This window comes from Stenotrophomonas sp. I18B00994 (assembly GCF_014145825.1).
Classification (GTDB): Bacteria; Pseudomonadota; Gammaproteobacteria; order Xanthomonadales; family Xanthomonadaceae; genus Stenotrophomonas; species Stenotrophomonas maltophilia.
On the sequence record NZ_JACIUW010000001.1, the window covers coordinates 225,599 to 244,749 of the forward strand.

Sequence of the window (19,151 nt, forward strand, 5' to 3'; positions counted from 1 at the left end):
CGCATGGACCGACCCGTAGCCTCACCCGCGCTGGAAGCTTCAGCGGCAGGCGGAGGAGAGCCCGGCGATCTTGCCGAGGACATGTCTGCAGCGCCGGGCTTCCTCGCCGAAGGCAGCCCGCGCGGCGTCCTCGAGACGGCCTTGACGCGCGTGCGCGCAGGTGAGTACGCCGTGCTCGCGCTGGTGCTGGAAACCGATGGCTCCACGTACGCCGGTGCCGGCGACATGGTGCTGTTCTGCAACGGCGGCCAAGTCGGCTGGCTCAGCGGCGGATGCCTGGAGCCCGAGCTCGCGCGACGCGCGGAGCAGGTGAGCGCGGCAGGGCGGGTCGACTGGATCGAGATCGACACCCGCAGTGACGACGACCTGTTGAGTGGGTCCGCGCTCGGGTGCCGCGGCCGGCTGCGGATTGCGCTCCTGCCGTTGCGTGCCATGGCCGGCCTCGACGACGTCATCGAGGCTTGGCTGCGCGAGGGCGTGCCACTACAGCGCGAGCTTCGTGCATCGGGCCAGGTCGTTTTCCGTGCCGGCCATCGCGAGCAGGCGTGGCAGCTGCATCCGATGGAGGGTGCGCAGCCCTTTGGCGAGGGCGCATGGCATTTGCCGTTGCTCCGGCTTCCGCGGGCCCTGGTGTTGGGGGGCGGTCCCGAAACGCCCTCCCTGGTTCCGTTGCTGCGGGGCCTGGGGTGGCGGGTCAGCGTGGCCGAACGGCGAGCGCGCTGGGCCTCAGCCGGGCAGTGCGCGGATGTGCATCTTCAGACCAGCCCGGCTGAGGCCCTCCATGCCGACCCGTGCGACGCGGTACTGGTGATGCATCACGATTTCGAACTGGACCGGGAGGCGCTGGTGGCCCTGGCTGATACCGAGGTTGGCTTCATTGGACTGCTGGGTCCGCGTCGAAGGCGCGAGGACCTGTTCAAGCTGCTGACACCGGATCAGCGCCTCCGCCTTTCCCCGAGACTTCGATCACCGGTCGGCCTGAACATCGGCGGCCGAGGGCCGGAGGCGATTTCGCTCAGCATCGCCGCACAGCTGCAGCAATGGCGAAGCGCGCACGGCAGGTGACTGACGCGCATGCGGTCGTCGTGCTTGCTGCCGGCGGGAGCACCCGACTTGGCCAGCCCAAGCAGCTCCTCAGCCGGCAGGGCGAGACCCTGGTACATCGCATGGTGCGGTTGGCGCGGGAGCTCGCGCCAGCGCAAGTACTGGTCGTGGTGGGCGCGAACGCACAGGCCGTGACATCCAGCATTGCCGGGCTGGATGCCACTCCGGTAGCCAACCACCACTGGGAGCGTGGCCTGGCGAGCAGTCTTCAGGTTGCCGGTGCACACCTGCTGCCCACGGTGACTGCGGTGATGGTCGTGGCATGCGACCAGCCCGCAATCGAGCGCTCCCATCTGCAGGCGCTGCTTTCGGGTGCCCGCGTCTCGGCGTCAGGGTGCGCGGGTACCCGCCACGGAAATGTGCTTGGCGTTCCCGCCGTAGTGCCGCGTGCATGGTTCAACTCTGCGGGTGCAAGCGGTGACCGCGGCTTCGGAGCGCGCCTGCGGCAACTTCCTGTCGATACGGTGCATGTCCTGCAGGCACCGGAACTGGGCCTGGATATCGATACGCCAGAAGACCTCGCGCGTGCGCGCGATGCGGGCTGGATCGATGCCGGGAGGTGACTCGCATGATCACTGGGCCAATGCCTGTCACGCAGGTGACGGACGGCAGGGCTGGTGCCCGAACCCTCGCTGCCCGCAGCCCTGCAGAGTCGAGCCGCGCTCGACTACGGCACGCCACATCGCGCTCCATCAGGCACATCACCAGCAAGAATCTGCAGCACCCGATCCAACAGAACAGGCTCCGGCACGTCAGCCAGCACCTGCTCCAGGTAATCCAACGGCTCCAACTGCCATTGGAGGAGCGCGCGCAACCGCACAACGGCGGGCGCCCGATGCTCCGCGTCCAGTGAGACCTGCAACAGTAGATAGTGCGAGCGCCTCTCCAGCCACAGCACTGGAACGCCTCCACAGTGAATCTGGAATCCCGCGTTTTGATGCCGCTCGACGAACTGGAAGCCCTGTTGTGGCCGAGAGTCCACGAACTGCATCGCCTGGCGGCGCAGTTGTGAGAATCGATCATCGTTGATGCTTTGGAACGCGACAGGCGAGGGCACGGGCGGCGCCAGCCACTGCGTCTGTGCCGCAACCACCACCGCAAGACAGAGCGCGGTGGCCGCCCAGCGCCACAAGGCCACTCAGCCCTCCGGATGCAGTCGGGTACTGGCGTGTGCGGTAAGGCCGATTCCGGCCATGATCAGCCCCTCCATCACGCGCGGGCCGACGTACTGCTCCAGCTCACCGTTCTCGCGGGCACGCTGTGCGGCCAGCAGGATCTCCAGCACCACCCGAAGACCCGCCAGCGAGCAGTCGGTGTCCGCCAGGGCGATGCGTCGGCCTGGCATCTGATGGCGTTCTGGCCACGGCTGGCCATCGGAGGCGGCGCCGGCGCCGATGCTGTGCAGCAGGGCGATGAGCGTGTTTGGATCCAGCGCAGGGCCGTTCGCGGGCACGTCGTGGATAGGGTGCGGGGCAGGGGAGTGGGGCTGGGTCATGGCTGGGCTCCTTGCGTGCATGCAGAAGCCGCCACCGATAAAGGTGGCGGACGGTGCGAGGTTCGAAACCCGGTGTGCAATCAGACCGGCGGGCGCAAGGCCCCCACGCACCGCCCGCCATAGCCGGCTGACGGATTGCCAGTCGGCACCACGCGGAGTGGTGCCGACTGGCAAGCGCTTTTTACGATTGCACAACCGGGGTTTCGAAGCCCGGCCACCTGTTCAAGGTGGCACAGCAAGGAATACGCCCGGTTGTGCGCGATGCCAATGCAGTAGGGCTGATGACGTCACTACTTTCAACATTTTCAGAATCATTGCATATGGCGCAATGAGGCTGGAGCGTTGCGCTGCAATGCTATCGACCATGTCGGTGGTGCAGCTCTGCGCGCTGTCGGCATCCGCCCGGCGGGGCTGTGAGCGAGGCAAATGCGACAGACCTGTCCAGCAATGCGCTGCCGACTGCGTGTGACGCGTCACGTTAATAGGTGAAATCTGCGAAGCAACGCGCTGCATGTCACCATGTGGCGGGGCGAATCATCTGCAGAATGCCCCTTGGTAGCTAATGGACGCATCCGCCCAAGAGGGTTTTCATGTCTGGCATGACTGACGGGCAGCAACTACGCAACGCGCAATGGGGCAAGGTGTCGCGCCTGTTCAAGCCTGCGATGATCATTAGCGCGGCGCTGACGGCAAGCGCAGAAACGTTCTATCGCACAGGGGCATACCCGCGAGCCATCTTCGAGGCGGGCAGCACTGATGTTCGAACCTGGTTGTATGTGGCATTGATGTACCTGATTGCCCTTCCTGTGCTGTTTCTTTGGATGAGACGACTGCTCGCAGGCTATCCCATGCCATGGAACCCGCCATTGAAGCGATGGTTGCTGGGTGCCTTCTCCCTGATTCTCTGCAGCGGAATGATTGTTCTGCCGGTCATCGTGCTGACTGTTGGAGGCAGTGCTGCAGGTCGCGGCAAAGGGCTGTATCAGCTGTTCACCGGCAATCTGTTCGGCACATTCCTTGTGGGAACGGTGCTCGCTTACGGAGCAGCCCTGGGTGCATGGCTGCTGTTTATCGGAACCCCAAAGCTGCTCTTCCCCAAGCTGGGCTCGCGCTAGGCCCGCGACGGGAGTTCCCTGAAAGGGCCAATGTTCGAGCCTGCCACAGGTTGTCCGGCCGTCAGTAGCCCTTCAACGCAGCCTTCGTCCGCTCCAACCAAGGAGCATTGTGGCTGCGCGCGTGGCGCGACCAGTGCTGGGCATCATCGATGATGCTGGCGAACAGACTGCGGGCCTGCTCGCGGTCGTCGGGTTGCGGCTGCGCCATCAGCCATTCCGCATACAGACAGCGGGCGGCGGCATCGTTTCCGCATTCCACGGCGCGCTCGAACGCGGCACGGGTGCCGGGCGCTTGGGCAGCCGCCAATGCCTGCGCGTAAAGCAGCGTCTGTTCCGGCTTGCGGTGCACATCCGGATGGCGGGCGAACAGGCCGTCCAGCGTCTCCACCGCAAGCGCGGACTGCCCGGACTCGATGCGCGCACGTGCCAGGCCGGTCAGGATGTAGGGATCGTCGCCCAACGGCGAGCTGGCTGCCTGCTCAAGCAGGGTTCTAGCTTCCTCCGCCTGGCCAGCATCCAGCAGTGTCATGCCCAGGCGAACCCGGTTCTGCACGGTGGGCGTGCGCGCGAGTTCGGTACGGGCGTTGCGAAGGTCCTGGCCCGGGTCCATGAGCTGCTTGGCGGAGCGGACGACCTGCCGGGCGCCGCGCGAATGGCGGACTTCCGGGAAGTAGATCGCCAGGAAGTAGACGACGCTGCCGAGCAGCGGGAACGAGAAGAGCAGGATGAGCCAGTAGAGGCTCTGGCCTGAGCGGATGGCGTGCACCGCGAAGTAGATGGCCGCCAGTACGTGGAGTCCGATTCCGATATAGGGCATGTGGGGTGCCTCGTCCTTGTGAGGGGTGGAACTATAGTGGGGGAGGGGTGGGGCGCCAATGGGCGGGGTGATCGGGCGTGACGCGTCACGTTAATAGACTGGGTTCTGCAGGGCGGAGCGCAGCGTGCCACTATGTGGCGGGGCTGCATTGATGGAAGGGGGATACATGGAGCGTACGAAAAAGACACTGACGATGGCCGATGTTGCTGGATGGGGCTCGGCGCTCGTCACGTTCGGATTGATTCAAGGGGCCTTCTATCTGAAGGCGTATTGGGGACACTTCGGCCTGGATCCCTTTCAGTTTGTTGCGGTGAGTGAGCTTGCACTGGCAGGGCTTGCTGGGATCGGCATGGTGTTGTTCTTCATACTGATTGCGCTGCTGCTCGGAGGATGGGTCGAGGGGAAGGTGACAACGACGCCGTCCCAAGCCAATCTGCTGATGTGGCTGATCCTTGCTCTTTTGTCTTGTTGGAATGGGTGCCTTGCTTTGGTGGTCCAATGCCTGGCCCGTTTTGATAGGTGTGGCGCTGACGGGCATATGTGCAATGGCAGTACGCCTGTCCCCAGTGTTGCCGGCCGCCGTGAAGGACTCGCCGTGGCTGGTCTATGCGCTCGTGATGATTGTCTATGTCCCGATCTCGTCAAACTGGCTTGGCCTCGAACGCGCCAAGGCGATTACTTCTGGCAGCAGCAAGTACACGGTCAATGTGACTATTGATGAGAGGGTGCAAGGTAGCCTGGGTTTGGTGGGGCGCTTGGGGGACAGCTATGTGTTCTGGGAGCCGGAGCAGAAGGCTGCAATTCTCGTGCCTGTGGCTAACGTGAGCAGGCTGGAGATCCAGGGAAGGCCCGTTTTGCCTGCCAAGTCAGTCCAGTCGCGATAAGGGATGTTTATCAAGGGTAGGGCGGATGTCCGCTTGTGACCGGAAGCAGTCGACCTGTCGGGGCGGGGACGTTGCGCTCGTGATTGTGTTTGGTTGCGACTCAAAGCAGACACCCATCTGCCTTTGGGCTGGGACGTGCCGAAGTCTGCAGCATTACTTCCATGTCCGGACATGCGCGGGCTTGTTAGCCGGACCCAGCCGCCCTAAGATCGAGCTGTATCAAGAGGGTGGCAGCTCCGTGGATACATTGTATAACCGGATCCACGGATCCGGCCATTAGGAGTTAGGGCGCATAGGAATGATCATTACCTACGAAGCAGGTGTCAGGCAGATAATTGCCGCCGCTGTCACGCGCGCCAGATCGATTGTCAGAGAGTATGCGATACCCATCTATGGAACCGACCAAGGTAGGCCGGATCATTTCTGATCGAGCACGGCAAAGGAGTGTACTTTCTGACGGCGGCACATGTCCTAGATCACCTAACTGAAACACCGTTGTTCGCTGGAGCTGGTGGAAATTTTATTCCAGTTCTCGGCAGTTTTTTCAACTCTCTAGCGCCAAATGGGAACAGGGCAGAGGATAGATTTGACTTCGCTTGGTGCCGAATCGACGAGTCAAATTCGCGCCTGCTCGAATTTTGCAAGGTCATTCCGGCGAAGTCGATCTCCAAGAACAGAATTGATCACGACAAAAGGGTTTACCTTGCGGTCGGATACCCGAACTCTAAGAACAAGGTTCCGTGGCAGGGCCACAAGATAGTTCCTCAACGCGCAACCTACTATTCAACTTTCAAAGAGCACAAGACGCTGTTTGATAAGCTCGGCATAAGCCATGAAACCCACCTCTCAATCGCATACGACAGAAAAGCCCTTGATGAGGACTACAACATAGTGAACGCCATAAATCCAAAGGGCATTAGCGGCGGACCATTCTTCGATTTGGGCCGCATCGTCTCAAAAGATGATCTTGGCAGGCAGACACCTTTGGACCCACTTCTTTCGGGCTTGGTAATTGAATATCACAAGGCCCATAAGGCCATGCTGGCCGTAAAGATCGACACGATTTTGGCGCGTATCGACTCAACAAATACTCCCTAACGATTCGCTTCGGCCGAGGTCGCTTCCAAGTCTCCTTAATTCCAAATTGGAGAACGTCCGCTCCTGGCCGGAAGCTGACGTGAGTCTCCCTAGCAGCTCGGTTCTCTGATGAGGAACATGTCGATGATCAGCAACCGGTGCAACATTTGCGGTCGAAAGCTTGACGTCTCTGCCGATCTGCTCTCTGCCGACTGCGGCGGAGATTGCTGGGGCTGCGTGGGGGCCATGGAGCTTGGTTGGCCAGAATCGGCCAAGCGGGTCGCGAAGGAAATCCGAGCCGGGCTCCGAGAGCCTGACGGGGCGGCTAAACCGCCATCCGAGAACTAGCAGGCCAATGTCCGCTTCTGGCCGGAAGCGGACATCCCGCAGGATAGGAGTCATTAGGTCCGTCACAGTTTTGGCTGTCGACCCAATGCGGCCATTGGCGCGGCCGCATAGCGTAGCGCTGGGTCGAGCTATACGCTGGCTTGTCAGACAGGCCCAGCCGCCCTAAGATCGAGCCATATTTAAGGAAAAGCCCGCCATGCGGTGCTTCGCGGGTAATTCGCATATCCAGATCCACGGGGCCGTCCATTAGGTGGTTAGCTTGCCTGGGGGAAGTATGTCGCGATTTGGAGTAATGATTATCTTGCTGACGGTAGCTCTTGCCGCAGCTGCCTACCGCTTGCGTGCAGCGCTAGGTGAGCCTTTGTACGGCGTGCTCGTCGTAGTGCTTGGTATCACCGTACTAGTCGGATGCCTGGACTGGGTCGCCAAGAAGCCCGCAGATTCAAAATGGAAAACCAAGATTCCCATGCTTTCCAAATTTCCGAGCGTTGAGCAGATTCCTCAGATCGAGCGACTGTTGGTTCTAGTTATCCTCCTAGCCGTAACAGGGGCCTACTACGTTGCCGTCAAGTAAGCTAGAAACTCATTCAAGCCGAACCCACTTGGCGGGGCGGTTCAATTTCAGGGTGCAAGCTCCGCTCCTGGCCGAAAGCGGACGTCGATCGCGAGTGGCGCATTACGTCTGGGGGCGAATCAACTTGACCCAGACGTACATGGATGGTTTAAGGCCCGTCAATGGCGATCGCTGGCTATTGCAGTAGCACCAGGCGCGCCCTGGCTGCAAGGGGAGCTCGCGCAGTCACGGCGGACACATAATGCGATATGCTCAATTATGGACGCACGTAGCCACAAGGGGCCCTATGGCAAGTCATTTCACAACCGTCAAGTTTCGAAATTACAAGGCTTTCGGATCCTACTCGCTCAGCCTTACCCAGTTCAACATCATGGTAGGCGCAAATAACGCCGGAAAGTCCACGGTCATAGGTGCCTTTCGGATACTTGCAGAGGGTATCCGGAGAGCACATTCGCGCAATGCTGACTACAGCGAGGCTACGGCGACAAAAGGTTGGGGCTATCCAATTAACTTAAGCGACCTGCCAGTTTCCACCGAGAATGTCTTCACGAACTATGATGACTCTGAGCCTGCGATAATTGAGTTCTGGCTATCCAACGGGAACAAGCTTCGACTCGTATTTCCTGAGAACGATGTTTGCGTTCTGTTATGTGAAACAACTGGCAAGGATGTACGGACGCCCACCGACTTTAAGAGAGCATTTGATGCATCAGTGCACTTTGTGCCGGTGCTCGGACCTGTGGAGCACAATGAGACTCTCAACCAAAAGGAGACTGCGCGTCGCGCACTTCTGACTCATAGAGCGTCGCGAAATTTTCGCAACATCTGGTACCACTTCCCGGACGGATTTGAGGTCTTTCGAGATTTAATTCGTCAAACGTGGCCAGGAATGGACATCGACAAACCAGAGTTGAGCAGAAGCAGCGATTCCGCCAAGCTCCACATGTTCTGTCCGGAAGAACGAATGCCACGCGAACTGTACTGGGCCGGATTTGGATTTCAAGTGTGGTGCCAGATGCTTACCTTTATTGCGAAGGCCCCTCCGGAATCGTTACTAATAATCGATGAGCCGGACGTCTATCTGCATTCCGATCTCCAGCGGCAACTAGTCCACCTATTGCGGTCGCATAGCGGCGATGTGCTGATTGCAACACACGCAACTGAGATCATTGCAGAGGCCGATTCTGGGGAGATCCTTGTACTCAACAAGAAATCCAAGAATGCTCAGCGCATAAAGAATCCCTCGCAGCTTCAAGGCCTCTTCGGCTCACTTGGCTCGAACTTAAACCCTACGTTAACACAGCTTGCAAAGACCAAACGAGCGCTGTTCGTGGAAGGCGAGGACTTCGCGCTTCTCTCCGCATTTGCGAGGAAATTCAACTACACTTCACTAGCGAACAGATCCTCCTTCGCAGTAGTTGCTGCAAAGGGGTTCAACCCGTCTCGAGTTAAAGATTTCTCCGACGGAATGGAGGCAACTCTGGGAATTTCGATCAAACGCGGCATCATATTTGATCGGGATTACCGCACCTCCAAGGCAGTTGACGACCTTAGGCTAGCCCTTCAATCTTCGTGTGAGCTTGTTTGGATTCACGACCGAAAGGAGCTGGAGAATTTTCTCCTCGTGCCATCAGCAATTGAGCGCGCGGTGGCTGCACGGATTCTAGACCGCCAAGCTCGGACAGGGAAGAGGACGCACCTTGAAGTAGACATCGCATCTCAACTTGGCAGACTTGCTGATTGCATGAAGAGCGAGGTCTTTGGCCAGCTTAACTCAGTTGGAGTGAAAGCCCTGATTGATGCGTCGCCGGGCATGGACATATCGACCGCGACCGCAACTCTTCACAAGTCCTTCGAGTCGGATTGGAGTGATTTCGACCGTCGACTTAAGGTGGTCCCAGGCAAGCTTCTTCTATCCCGCTTCAACGAATGGCTACAAAATGGGTACGGCGTGTCTGTGACACCCAGCGCTATCGCTTCTGCAATGCACATCGGCGAGATTCCTGAGGAGATGCGGCGCTTGATTGAAGCTCTGCAAAAATTCTCCAGTAGTTAGATTGCCATGTTCCAGTGCGCTGCGGATCGTAAACCAGCAGGAATCCGGCCACTGGCTGGCTAGGGGGTAATTCTAATGATGCGATGGCTCATTCTTGCGGTTGCTCTTCTTCTATCGCTAACTGGCTGCAATCAAGCTCGCGCGGATGATCTTGATAGTCAGGTTGCAGACCTTCAAGCAGAGCTGTCTGAATCGCACACTAGAGTGGCTCAACTGGAGAGTGAGCTACAGGACGCACGAGACACGATTGAGGCCAGCCAATCAGCATTGGGAGATGTAGCTTCACAGTCTCGCGAGGTCCAATCAGCATTGTCCGAACTATTGTCGATCACTAGCCGCTTCTGCTTCGATGATTGGCAGGATGTTGTGCCGGGCATCCAAACTGCAACCGACAATGTCAACTCAGCGGCAGGTGCCTTAGATTCAAGCCTGAGCAACGCGGAGATTGCACTGCAATGACGACCACGAGCCGAGCCCGCTTCGAAGATGGTTAAATTTAGGGGTTAGTCGATGTCCGCTTCTGGCCGAAATAGGGCATTTGTGCGGAAGGAGATTAGGAGGATTCATCGTGGGTAGGGAAGGTTCGCCTTCGATCCAAAGCGGACATCGCGCTTAGCACTGGCTTCCGCTTCTCGAAGTCGAATCGCTCTAGCTTCGTTGGAATTTCCAATTCCGTTCGACGTAGTTCGTCGGAGAGTAGGGCGATAACAAGAAGTATTTGCACTTGGCTAAAAGCCCTGGCCCATACTGCCGTTAGCGCTTAGTCTAGGCCTCTCGCTGCACTGGTGAGCGGAACACGATCGATTTTCGACAACCAATTTTAGTAAGCGGCCTGGAGCAGGTATGCAAAAGCGCGGCGACTCCCTATTGCTCAGCGCCTCCGACCTGGTGGGGCATCTCAGTTGCGAGCACCTAACAGGATTGGACATTGCTGTTGCCAACGGCACATTGGCCAAGCCCGCAAGATGGGATCCCCTGCTGGAACTGCTCTGGGAGCGCGGCGCCCGGCACGAGCATGGCTTTGTGGAGCACTTGTCCGCTCAGGGTCTCGCCGTAACGGTCATCGAGGGATTCGGCGTCGAGGATGATCTCATCGAAGGAACGCTCGCGGCCATGCGGGCGGGCGATGCGGTTATCGTGCAAGGAGCGTTCCGGGTGAACGGCTGGGTTGGGCGCACGGACGTCCTGCGTCGTGTCGAAACGCCGAGTGATCTGGGGCCGTGGTCGTATGAGGTAATCGACACAAAGCTGGCGAGAGAAACCAAAGCCGGCACCGTCCTGCAGCTGTGCTTGTATACCGCACTGGTTGAAGCGACGCAGGGACGTCGACCGGAATATTGCTACGTTGTAGCGCCATGGACCGGCTATGAACCAAAGGTCTATCGCATGGATGAATACGCGGCCTACTACCGCCGTGTTCGTCACGCCTTGGAATCGGCCATCGCACCCGGTGGATCAGACGACACCTATCCCGAACCGAAGGAACATTGTGACATTTGCCGCTGGCGCGTCCGCTGCGACGAGCGCCGCCGTGCCGATGACCACCTGTCCTTGGTCGCGGGCATCACGAAGGTTCAGATCAATGAACTAGCAGCGCACGGCATTGCCACGTTGGCCGATTTGGCCGTCATGCCTATTCCCTTGGCGTGGAAGCCGGCGCGAGGCTCGGCGCAGGCGTATGAGCGCGTTCGTGAGCAGGCGCGGATCCAGCTTGCCGGACGCCAGGTCGGCACCATCCAACATGAATTGCTGGCGGTTGTCGCCGGCTTCGGACTCTCGACCCTCCCGGAGCCTTCGGCAGGTGATGTCTTCCTAGACTTGGAAGGGGATCCGTTCGCCGGCGAGGATGGGTTGGAATACCTGTTCGGCTATGCCTATACGGACGCGGACGGTAATGCCGTCAATGTCGTGGACTGGGCGCTGACTCGCGAGGAAGAAAAGCAGGCCTTCGAACGGTTCGTAGATTTTGTGATTGAGCGTTTGAAGGTTTACCCCGATCTGCACATCTACCACTTCGCGCCATACGAGCCGGCCGCGTTGAAGCGACTTATGGGGCGGTACGCAACTCGAGAGACCGAATTCGACTCACTGCTGCGATCGCGGCGTATGGTCGACTTGTATGCCGTCGTTCGCCAGTGCTTGCGTGCTAGCGTGGAGAGCTACTCGATCAAGAAGCTCGAGCCACTCTACGAATTCACACGGGCCACGCCGCTGGCGGAGGCGAACAAAGCCTTGGCGAAAGTCCAAGCGGGCCTCGAACTGGGCGACCTCGCACTGATAGACGTCAACGCGCGCGAGACAGTTGCTCGCTACAACCGCGACGATTGCGAGTCCACCCGTGGGCTGCGCTATTGGCTGGAGGCCCAACGCGCCGGGCTTGTCGCGCAGGGCGTGGCAGTCCCTCGGCCGGCGCCAGGAGAGGCCGAGGCTAGCGAGGCCCTCAACGACTGGCAGCTCAAGATTGCGAGCCTGGTAGTGCGACTGACGGTGGACGTGCCGGTGGACCCGACGGAACGAACGCCGGAACAGCATGCGCGATGGCTCCTGGCGCATACGTTGGACTTCCATCGGCGAGAGCAGAAAGCCGTCTGGTGGGAATACTTCCGCCTCTCGGCTCTCGCCGCCGATGATCTGGTCGATGAGCGTGCCGGTTTGTCGGGACTGACTTTTGTCGGCCCGCAAGGAGGAACGGCCAAGGCACCAATCCATCGCTATGCCTTCCAACCGCAGGAAACCGAAATGCGCGGCTCAGAAGACTTGCACAATCTGGGCGGCGCGAAACTTGGTACCGTGCACGCAATCTCAGTGGACGAGAGGTGGATTGACATCAAGAAGCGTATGGACAGCGCAGCGCTGCACCCGGAGGCAGTGTTCAGCCGCAAGGTCATTAACGCCGATGTCCTGGCGGACGCGCTCGTGCGGATTGGCGAGTCGGTCGCGGCGAACGGTCTGGAGGGCTCTGGCGCCTACCTCGCTGCCCGCGACCTGCTGTTACGCATGGGTCCCCGTTTGGGCGGTCAGGCCCTTCAGGGCGAGGGCGAAGCCTCTCTGGATGCGGCCTGCCGGATTGCGCTGGCCTTGGAAGGCGGCCTGCTACCGATTCAAGGGCCGCCGGGTTCGGGTAAGACGTTCACCGGCGCCCGCATGATTTGCGCGCTAGTTCGAGCGGGAAAAAAGGTCGGCATCTGCGCCACGAGCCACAAGGTCATTCGTAACTTGCTGGACGAAGTCGTCAGGGCTTCTGCGGAGCAAGGGATCGACTTGGTCTGTATCCAGAAGCCATCGGAGCCCGAGCCCGATCAGCCCCGACTTCGTTTCGCCAAGAGCAACGCGGACTTGCTCGCCGCCCTAGCGGCGGGGGCACAGGTTGCGGGGGGGACGGCTTGGCTGTGGGCTTCGCCGGACGCGATGCGGGTGATCGATGTCTTGTTCGTCGATGAAGCGGCGCAGATGTCACTGGCTAATGTTCTTGCGATCTCGCAAGCAGCGGCACAACTGGTTCTGCTCGGCGATCCGCAGCAGCTTGACCAGCCCATGCAGGGCAGTCATCCCGAGGGCACCGACGTATCCGCGCTGCATTATGTGCTGGGCGAAGAACAGACCGTGCCCGCCGAGCGCGGTCTGTTCCTGGCCGAAACGTGGCGTTTGCATCCGGAGATTTGTCGGTTCACGTCGGAGATGTTCTACGCCAACCGGCTGCATCCTCGCGCCGGCTTAGAGCGGCAGGCCATCGTGTCCACGAGTCGGATCAGCGGGTCTGGCCTTCGTTTTCTGGCGGTCCCGACCCGGGGCAACCAAAGCGCCTCGCCCGAAGAAGCCGAGGCCGTGCGCCTGCTCGTGGTCGAAACCTTGGCCAGCGGCGCGACCTGGACAAATGATCAAGGCGTGCCGGCAGTGGTGACGCTACAGGACATTCTGATCATCGCGCCCTACAACGCGCAGGTCTTTGAATTGGCCGAGCGCGTTCCGGGGGCGAGAATTGGCACCGTCGACAAGTTTCAAGGTCAACAGGCGCCCATCGTCATCTATTCAATGACGACATCCAGCTATGCCGATGCGCCACGCGGCATGGAATTCCTCTACAGCCTCAATCGGCTGAACGTGGCGACCTCTCGTGCAAAGTGCGTGTGCGTTCTGGTCGCATCGCCTTCGGTCTTCGAAGTCCGCTGCCGTACGCCTCGTCAGATGCAACTTGCCAACGCCTTCTGCCGATACCTCGAAATGGCTACTCCGGTAAACGCCTCCCCATGAGCAGACTCGTCGAGGCTGTTCGCAGCGCTGGCATTAGCGCGGTATCGGCGCAAGTTCTCTTACATTAGCGGCTAAGCGGCAAAATCTCACCAACGGACTTTAACTGACCGCGTGAAGGAACGTCATGCTGCACTCTCAGTGAAGCAACTTCTTTTCCGCCAATTATGTGAGGCGGTGACCGCGCACCGGTGCAGTTTCGCCGCTGTCCTTTGGATCTATCAAGTGACGGTGGTACAAACCCCGCTACTTCAGTAGGCGCGCCGCTGGATTGTCCTCCGCAGCTCCTGCCTGGAAGTACCCGATCACGCTTGCCACTGAACGATGCTCTGTCATTGCCATTACGGCAGGCAAAGGCACCCCTTGCCTGCCAGCCTCCGTCACAAACCCTGACCGCAGACTGTGTGCTCCGAAGTCTCCTTCCAAGCCAGCCAGGACTGCCCGCCGCTTCACAATCGTGGCCACCGAACCGGGGAGTAGGGCAGGGCCCACTCGATGCTTCCAGATTCGACGGAAGATCGCCCCTTCACTGATTCCCGCGGCATGAAGCCACGCAGCGAGCGCCTCGGCGCTGCGGCCAAGGATAGGCTTGTCCGGGGTCGAATCGGCCGTCACCCTGGCTTGCTGCGTCTTGGAATATTCCAGTCGGTAGATGTAGCCGTCCTCGCCAACCTTCCGCAGATCCCGCATGTCCGCAGCGGCGATTTCGCTGCGCCGGCGCCCGCCGCTGGCAAAGCCGAAGCAGAGTAGGGCGCGGTCGCGTAGACCCTCCAGGCTGTCATCGCAAGTGGCCAGCATCGCCTCGAGCTCGGCACGGGTAATGGCGGTCTTCTTGGTCGACCGCTCACCGCGTTTGACCGCGGCACGTCGGGCGCGGCTGAGCAGGGTGCGGACACTAGGCAACTCGCAAGGATTGGCCAGGCGCTTGAGCTTGTGGGCGGTGGACAGCACGGCCACGCGCTGGACAACGGTCGACAGCTTCAGAAGCTCACCGCTGTAGGCATGAAGAACCGCTACCGGGTGACCTTCTTCCACACCACCTCGCCGGGCAAGTATGAGCGGGTAGGGGGCAAGACTGAGAAGTACGATCCCGCGATTGATTCGCGCTGGGGCGCGGCTGACGCGGGCGCAGGCGCTTCGGTGGCATCAGCCGCGCGTCGTAGGCCCTCGAAACGCTCGCTCCAGGCACTGTTCGTGCGGCCAAGCGTCAGTACACCGATGGTTGCAAGGCTCACCACGGTTAGAAAACCTGTAACCAGCCACGGAAAGTACCAGCGGCGGCGCTCGATAGGCGGCAGGTATTCTGGTCGTTCGCGTTCCATACGGCCCCCCAAGGCGTCCTGTTCGGATTGTATCCGGACCGCGCCGTGGTATGGTTCGGGCGTCAGGTGGCTGCTCTGCAGTGGGCTGGTTTGCCGGTCTGTACGCGCGATGGCCGATACGCGCGCCCCTCGGGTTCCTTACGCATTCTTGGTCCTCCGGCACCTGACGCTTCTCCAACGCCTACGAGCAGGACAGGCCTCAATGGATCTTGAATCTCACTGTGTTGAGGGCTTCGCGGAACCGGTTGCCAAGCCTCAGTCGGAGACCTGGGCAAAGGCTGATGTGGCTCTCATCATGCTGGACACTGCCTGCAAGATGTTCATTTCAGGAATGCACACTCTTCCAATTCTGAATCTCGCGGCGATAGCAGAAGAAACGTTTGGAAGCATTCTTGAGAATCAGGGCCGGAGGGACGATCGTGCAATTTCAGAGCTCGCAAGGAAAGTGCTCCCACAGGCACCGGGTGTGTCCCGAGAGGAGCTGTTCGACTTCATCTACCGGCAAAAGAACGCGATAAAGCACTACAACCGTCAAGGCGAGACCCACGTTGTACTGGACAGCAGAGCGCTGTTCTATACGCTCTCGATGGCGCTGCGTAATTGCCGCCAAGCTGGGTTCAAGTTAAGCCCTGCAATGAATAAGGTTGTGACATTCATTCGGGCGAGATTCCCGCCGGGCGAGGGCGCGGAATAGGTCTTGGGGTGTAGGGGCAGCGCCCCTACGAAAGCGCCTCACACGCGCTGGCGTGGCCTCGGCCACGGCTCATGTAGACAACATTGGACGCCCCGGCGTCGGAACCGGGGGCGCCCACGCCAAACCGCCGTTCTCGGCGAATTCTGAGGGCTTCGGCTAGGTAGATGACGCTAGATCTCGCCGTGGCGGAAGCTCTCCGGGCGGCCGCAGTCCCGGGGGCAGCCTCGGCCATCATCAGTCGCCATTCCCGAGCATTGTTGCAGGTCAGGGACCACCAAGCCATGTCGCATGGCTCCAGCTGATGATCTTCGGGCGTGAACATGTGCCCACCTTGGAATCCGAAACCGGCCCAAGGCCCGGTTAGATCTATGCGGTCGTGGGAATCCATCTTGATCATGCTGCGAGCTCGTCCTTGTCGGGGGAACGAACAGGCAGGCAAGAGCCGAGCCAGAGCCGCAGCCATTGCCGAGCAGATGATGGAGCACGTATTCGTGTTACCTCGAAGTCTTTTCATTTCAACAGTCTACAGACGCAGACCTCCAATCCCTAACAAGCTGAATAGGTGAGCGCCCAGGGGTAAATGTGTTACTTGTACGCTAGCTGCAGGTATTTTTGTTACTAGTTCAGCTTGGGGTCTGACAGGACTCTCGGATCGGTTGCACCCCCAGCCTTTCAGGAGTAGCGTCCAGAGCATGTCAGCGATGCTTACTGACGCTGCTTTCGGCAGCGATTCAGGCCCGCGTTGACCATGACGCACCACCGAGACCGAATGCATCTGCGTAGGTGCCCAGACCACTGCCCCCCGCAGAGAGGTCTATTTGGAGCACGCGAATGAGTGTTACGACCAAGGCCAGGCAACGCCGACTAGGTGTGAGGCAAGCTCGGACAAGCAACTCGGCTAACCTCTGGACGCTGCAGTCTCCTATGGCGGAGTGCCAGGTGACGCTGAGTGGTGACCTGAGGATGAAGCTCTTCTTCTATTGCGAAGGCGACGCAAGCGTCCGTGACGCAGAGTATCGCGAGCAACTGATACAGGTGTCTCTAGGCAGCGGCTCAATCTGCCTTGATGCGCTTACTACCCTGACTGATGGCTCTATTCAGGCTCGGATGATCGACGATGGATCGGACAGAGCCAGGCGAGATATCGAAGCACTGGGCACGGAGTTTGGATATTCAGTCTCCGTCTTGAGCACACGTGAGCTGGGTCAGGCCAAGATGAGGATCCGCAACTGGCAGGCGGCAATATCTGCCTTTCACCGGTGCCGCGGTTCGGATCTTACTTCTTTGGCAAAGGAAGTCGAATCGGCGGTTCGGCGACGCGGCAAGTTGACCTTAGGAGAGGTCATACGAGGACTTAACTCAAGGCACCCAGCAGCGGTGGTGGGAGCTGCGGTTCTTGCGCTGCGCGCTCGATCCATCGGCTCGGATATGGATGCACATCCATGGTCTGTGCACACAAGGCTGCTCAGGTGTGAACATGACCGCTCAATCTAAGTTCAACCGGAGAACGCTTCCGGCAAATCTTGCGAACTATCGTGAGTGGCCGGCTTGCGAAACCAATCAGTTGGACCCGGCTGATCTGGCGCTGTTTGAGCAAAGACGGAAAGCCTTAGTTGCGTACTTAGGCGGCGTCCGAACTGCCGAGATTGCCTCGCAATTCGGGATCGAGCGAACTGAAGTCTTGCGGTACCTCAATCGATGCGTGGCGGTCATGGACGATGGCCGCATTGCAGGTTGGGCCGGCCTCATCAAGGGATTTCGCACGCAAGCGCCAACGCGGATCAAGCCCGTAGGCGCGATGCCAAGCCAGTCATTCGGCGGCTATACGGGCGCTCTGTCAGCATTACTTGATTCGCAGCCCAATGTGCACCTCGCCCTGGACAAGTACCTCGCCACTGGCGTCACTCCAGACGGGGAAAAGCGGGGGCGGATCACCAACAAGGAGGCACATCAGATCTTTCTTAACCTCTGTCGTGATGCCGGGCTGGGCAAGAATCAATGGCCGTTCTGTGTCGGCCGGTATGGCAGAGAGGCAATCTGGGTTTACGTGAAGCAATTTTTCAATTCAAACCACGAGAAGGTTGCATCCCTGCAGTACGGCGAAGAGTGCCGGCAGCGCTCAAGGAGGCCGGGCAAACAACCCGAGGGGCCCATTGCCCTGGCGCCATTTGAGATAGTAGAGGCTGACGAGCATACGGCCGACATCATCTTTGCCGTGGGTGTGAATACTCCAAAGGGAATCAAGTACGTTCCCAGCCGTCGTATGACGCTTATCGTCATCGCCGATAGGTTCACCAACTTCATTCTGGGCTGGGACATCGTTGTCCGCCGGACAATTTCCAGCTCCGACTTCCTCAGGTGCATCGATCATGCGTCAGCTGGACAGTGCCTATCGAACCAGCTGCAACACGCACTGGAAGCCACTCTCTCAGTAGAAGCTGGCGATCCAGAATTGCGCCTTGGTTTTGGCAGCCTCTTTGTAGACAACGCGCTCGCGCACCTATCAGACACAGTAGCCGACAGGGTCAGAGCGGAAACTGGCGCTGCGATCTCGTTTGGCGCAATTAGGCGACCGAAACGCCGTTCGCTCGTCGAGCGAGTGTTTGGCTGGATGGCATCGAGTGTTTTTCAGCAATCACCAGCGACCACGGGAAACAGCCCAACGGACCCCCGGCGCAACCAGCCGGAACGTCAAGCGGTCAGGCATAAGGTGACCCTTGAAAAGCTGATGGAAGAAACGGCCAAGGCCGTTGCGCACTGGAACTCAACGCCTACAGAGGCCAACTACGGCAGCAGTCCCACTGACCAAATGCTTGAGTACTACGCCCCTGGCTCCGGTTGCTTGGCCCCACTGGGGCCGCCGCGTCCCGTGCTGACACCTCCGCTTCGAGTGGATGTGGCCTCAGCCACCGTCAGGGGGTCCCAGAAGAAGGGCAGACTGCCTCGTGTCAGCTACGCGAGCGTCGAGTACGGATCCCCCATCCTGGCCACGCGCTGGGATCTGATTGGGCAGGCGGTCACGCTCCATGCAGATCCCTACGACATCTCACGTGTTCATGCATATGTAGGTGACGGACGGGAGCTTGGTGAGCTCGTGCCACTGAGCGCGCGGTGGCGGTATCCGCACTCCCGAGAGCTCCGAAGACTGCTCAGATCCAAGATCGAAGGCGCTCGGGACGCGCCCTTTGCCGACATCGTTGGCGTGGAGCTTCAAGAATTAGCTCAGAAAGCCTTGGATACTTGCGCAAGAGCGCCCCGTACAACGCACGCGGCGACTGTCCTGGCCGAGGAGAAGAGGAAGGGGTACGCGCCGAGCAAGACGCCTACGAACGCCGGAAAGCGTGTCAATACGCAGACACTGGCGTCCCGTGTTCGCAAGTCTAGAGACATCGACTTCTCCATCATCGGAAAGTGAGG

General features: G+C 59.7%; 14 protein-coding genes and 1 pseudogene. 11 read left to right on the forward strand and 4 right to left on the reverse strand.

Going from position 1 to position 19,151, the window contains the following annotated elements:
* The first annotated feature begins 3 nt into the window (after positions 1–3).
* Together H4O10_RS01095 and H4O10_RS01100 are read left to right on the forward strand one after the other, a co-directional pair.
* The gene (locus H4O10_RS01095; protein ID WP_044570196.1) at positions 4–1,065 is read left to right on the forward strand and encodes an XdhC/CoxI family protein; all 1,062 of its coding nucleotides are present in this window, start codon (positions 4–6) and stop codon (positions 1,063–1,065) included.
* Positions 1,041–1,667: a nucleotidyltransferase family protein gene (locus H4O10_RS01100; RefSeq protein WP_012480260.1), complete on the forward strand. Its 627-nt coding sequence runs from the start codon at positions 1,041–1,043 to the stop codon at positions 1,665–1,667. Before H4O10_RS01095 ends, H4O10_RS01100 begins: the two co-directional genes overlap by 25 nt.
* 104 nt (positions 1,668–1,771) lie before the next feature.
* Here H4O10_RS01100 and H4O10_RS01105 read toward each other — a convergent pair whose 3' ends face one another.
* A complete protein-coding gene (locus tag H4O10_RS01105; protein ID WP_012480259.1) occupies positions 1,772–2,242 on the reverse strand; it encodes a hypothetical protein in 471 nt (156 codons plus the stop codon).
* Positions 2,243–2,599 carry a hypothetical protein gene (locus H4O10_RS01110; RefSeq protein ID WP_044570193.1) on the reverse strand — a complete coding sequence of 119 codons (357 nt, stop codon included), beginning with the start codon at positions 2,597–2,599 and terminating at the stop codon, positions 2,243–2,245. It abuts the gene before it with no gap.
* A 590-nt stretch (positions 2,600–3,189) separates the two neighbouring features.
* Here H4O10_RS01110 and H4O10_RS01115 point away from each other — a divergent pair.
* Entirely contained in the window at positions 3,190–3,714 is a 525-nt protein-coding gene (locus tag H4O10_RS01115; protein ID WP_012480257.1) for a hypothetical protein, read from the forward strand.
* 61 nt (positions 3,715–3,775) lie between these two features.
* On the opposite strand, the gene H4O10_RS01120 is transcribed toward H4O10_RS01115, so the two are convergent.
* Positions 3,776–4,531, reverse strand: a complete 756-nt coding sequence (locus H4O10_RS01120) for a tetratricopeptide repeat protein (RefSeq protein WP_012480256.1) — start codon at positions 4,529–4,531, stop codon at positions 3,776–3,778.
* 166 nt (positions 4,532–4,697) lie between these two features.
* Here H4O10_RS01120 and H4O10_RS01125 point away from each other — a divergent pair, with 166 nt between their 5' ends.
* The 6 genes from H4O10_RS01125 to H4O10_RS01150 all read left to right on the forward strand — a co-directional run bounded on the left by H4O10_RS01125 (position 4,698) and on the right by H4O10_RS01150 (position 13,721).
* On the forward strand, positions 4,698–5,249 hold the full coding sequence (locus H4O10_RS01125; RefSeq protein ID WP_232503848.1) for a hypothetical protein: 552 nt from the start codon (positions 4,698–4,700) through the stop codon (positions 5,247–5,249).
* A 661-nt stretch (positions 5,250–5,910) separates the two neighbouring features.
* Complete coding sequence (locus H4O10_RS01130; RefSeq protein WP_044570191.1) at positions 5,911–6,513, forward strand: hypothetical protein; 603 nt, start codon at positions 5,911–5,913, stop codon at positions 6,511–6,513.
* A gap of 619 nt (positions 6,514–7,132) precedes the next feature.
* Positions 7,133–7,414 (forward strand): hypothetical protein, encoded by a 282-nt coding sequence (locus tag H4O10_RS01135; RefSeq protein ID WP_044570188.1) that lies wholly within the window; start codon positions 7,133–7,135, stop codon positions 7,412–7,414.
* Between the two features lie 286 nt (positions 7,415–7,700).
* Complete coding sequence (locus H4O10_RS01140) at positions 7,701–9,470, forward strand: ATP-binding protein (protein WP_012480250.1); 1,770 nt, start codon at positions 7,701–7,703, stop codon at positions 9,468–9,470.
* 75 nt (positions 9,471–9,545) lie between these two features.
* The gene (locus H4O10_RS01145; protein WP_146264682.1) at positions 9,546–9,929 is read left to right on the forward strand and encodes a hypothetical protein; all 384 of its coding nucleotides are present in this window, start codon (positions 9,546–9,548) and stop codon (positions 9,927–9,929) included.
* Between the two features lie 384 nt (positions 9,930–10,313).
* The gene (locus H4O10_RS01150) at positions 10,314–13,721 is read left to right on the forward strand and encodes a TM0106 family RecB-like putative nuclease (protein ID WP_012480249.1); all 3,408 of its coding nucleotides are present in this window, start codon (positions 10,314–10,316) and stop codon (positions 13,719–13,721) included.
* 243 nt (positions 13,722–13,964) lie between these two features.
* Here the strand turns inward: H4O10_RS01150 and H4O10_RS01155 are convergent.
* Positions 13,965–14,702, reverse strand: a pseudogene (locus tag H4O10_RS01155) (site-specific integrase); the annotation flags it as partial.
* A 540-nt stretch (positions 14,703–15,242) separates the two neighbouring features.
* Here H4O10_RS01155 and H4O10_RS01160 point away from each other — a divergent pair.
* Positions 15,243–15,734 (forward strand): hypothetical protein, encoded by a 492-nt coding sequence (locus H4O10_RS01160; RefSeq protein ID WP_044570186.1) that lies wholly within the window; start codon positions 15,243–15,245, stop codon positions 15,732–15,734.
* 1,471 nt (positions 15,735–17,205) lie between these two features.
* Positions 17,206–19,149 (forward strand): hypothetical protein, encoded by a 1,944-nt coding sequence (locus H4O10_RS01165; protein WP_139103664.1) that lies wholly within the window; start codon positions 17,206–17,208, stop codon positions 19,147–19,149.
* Positions 19,150–19,151: the final 2 nt, after the last annotated feature.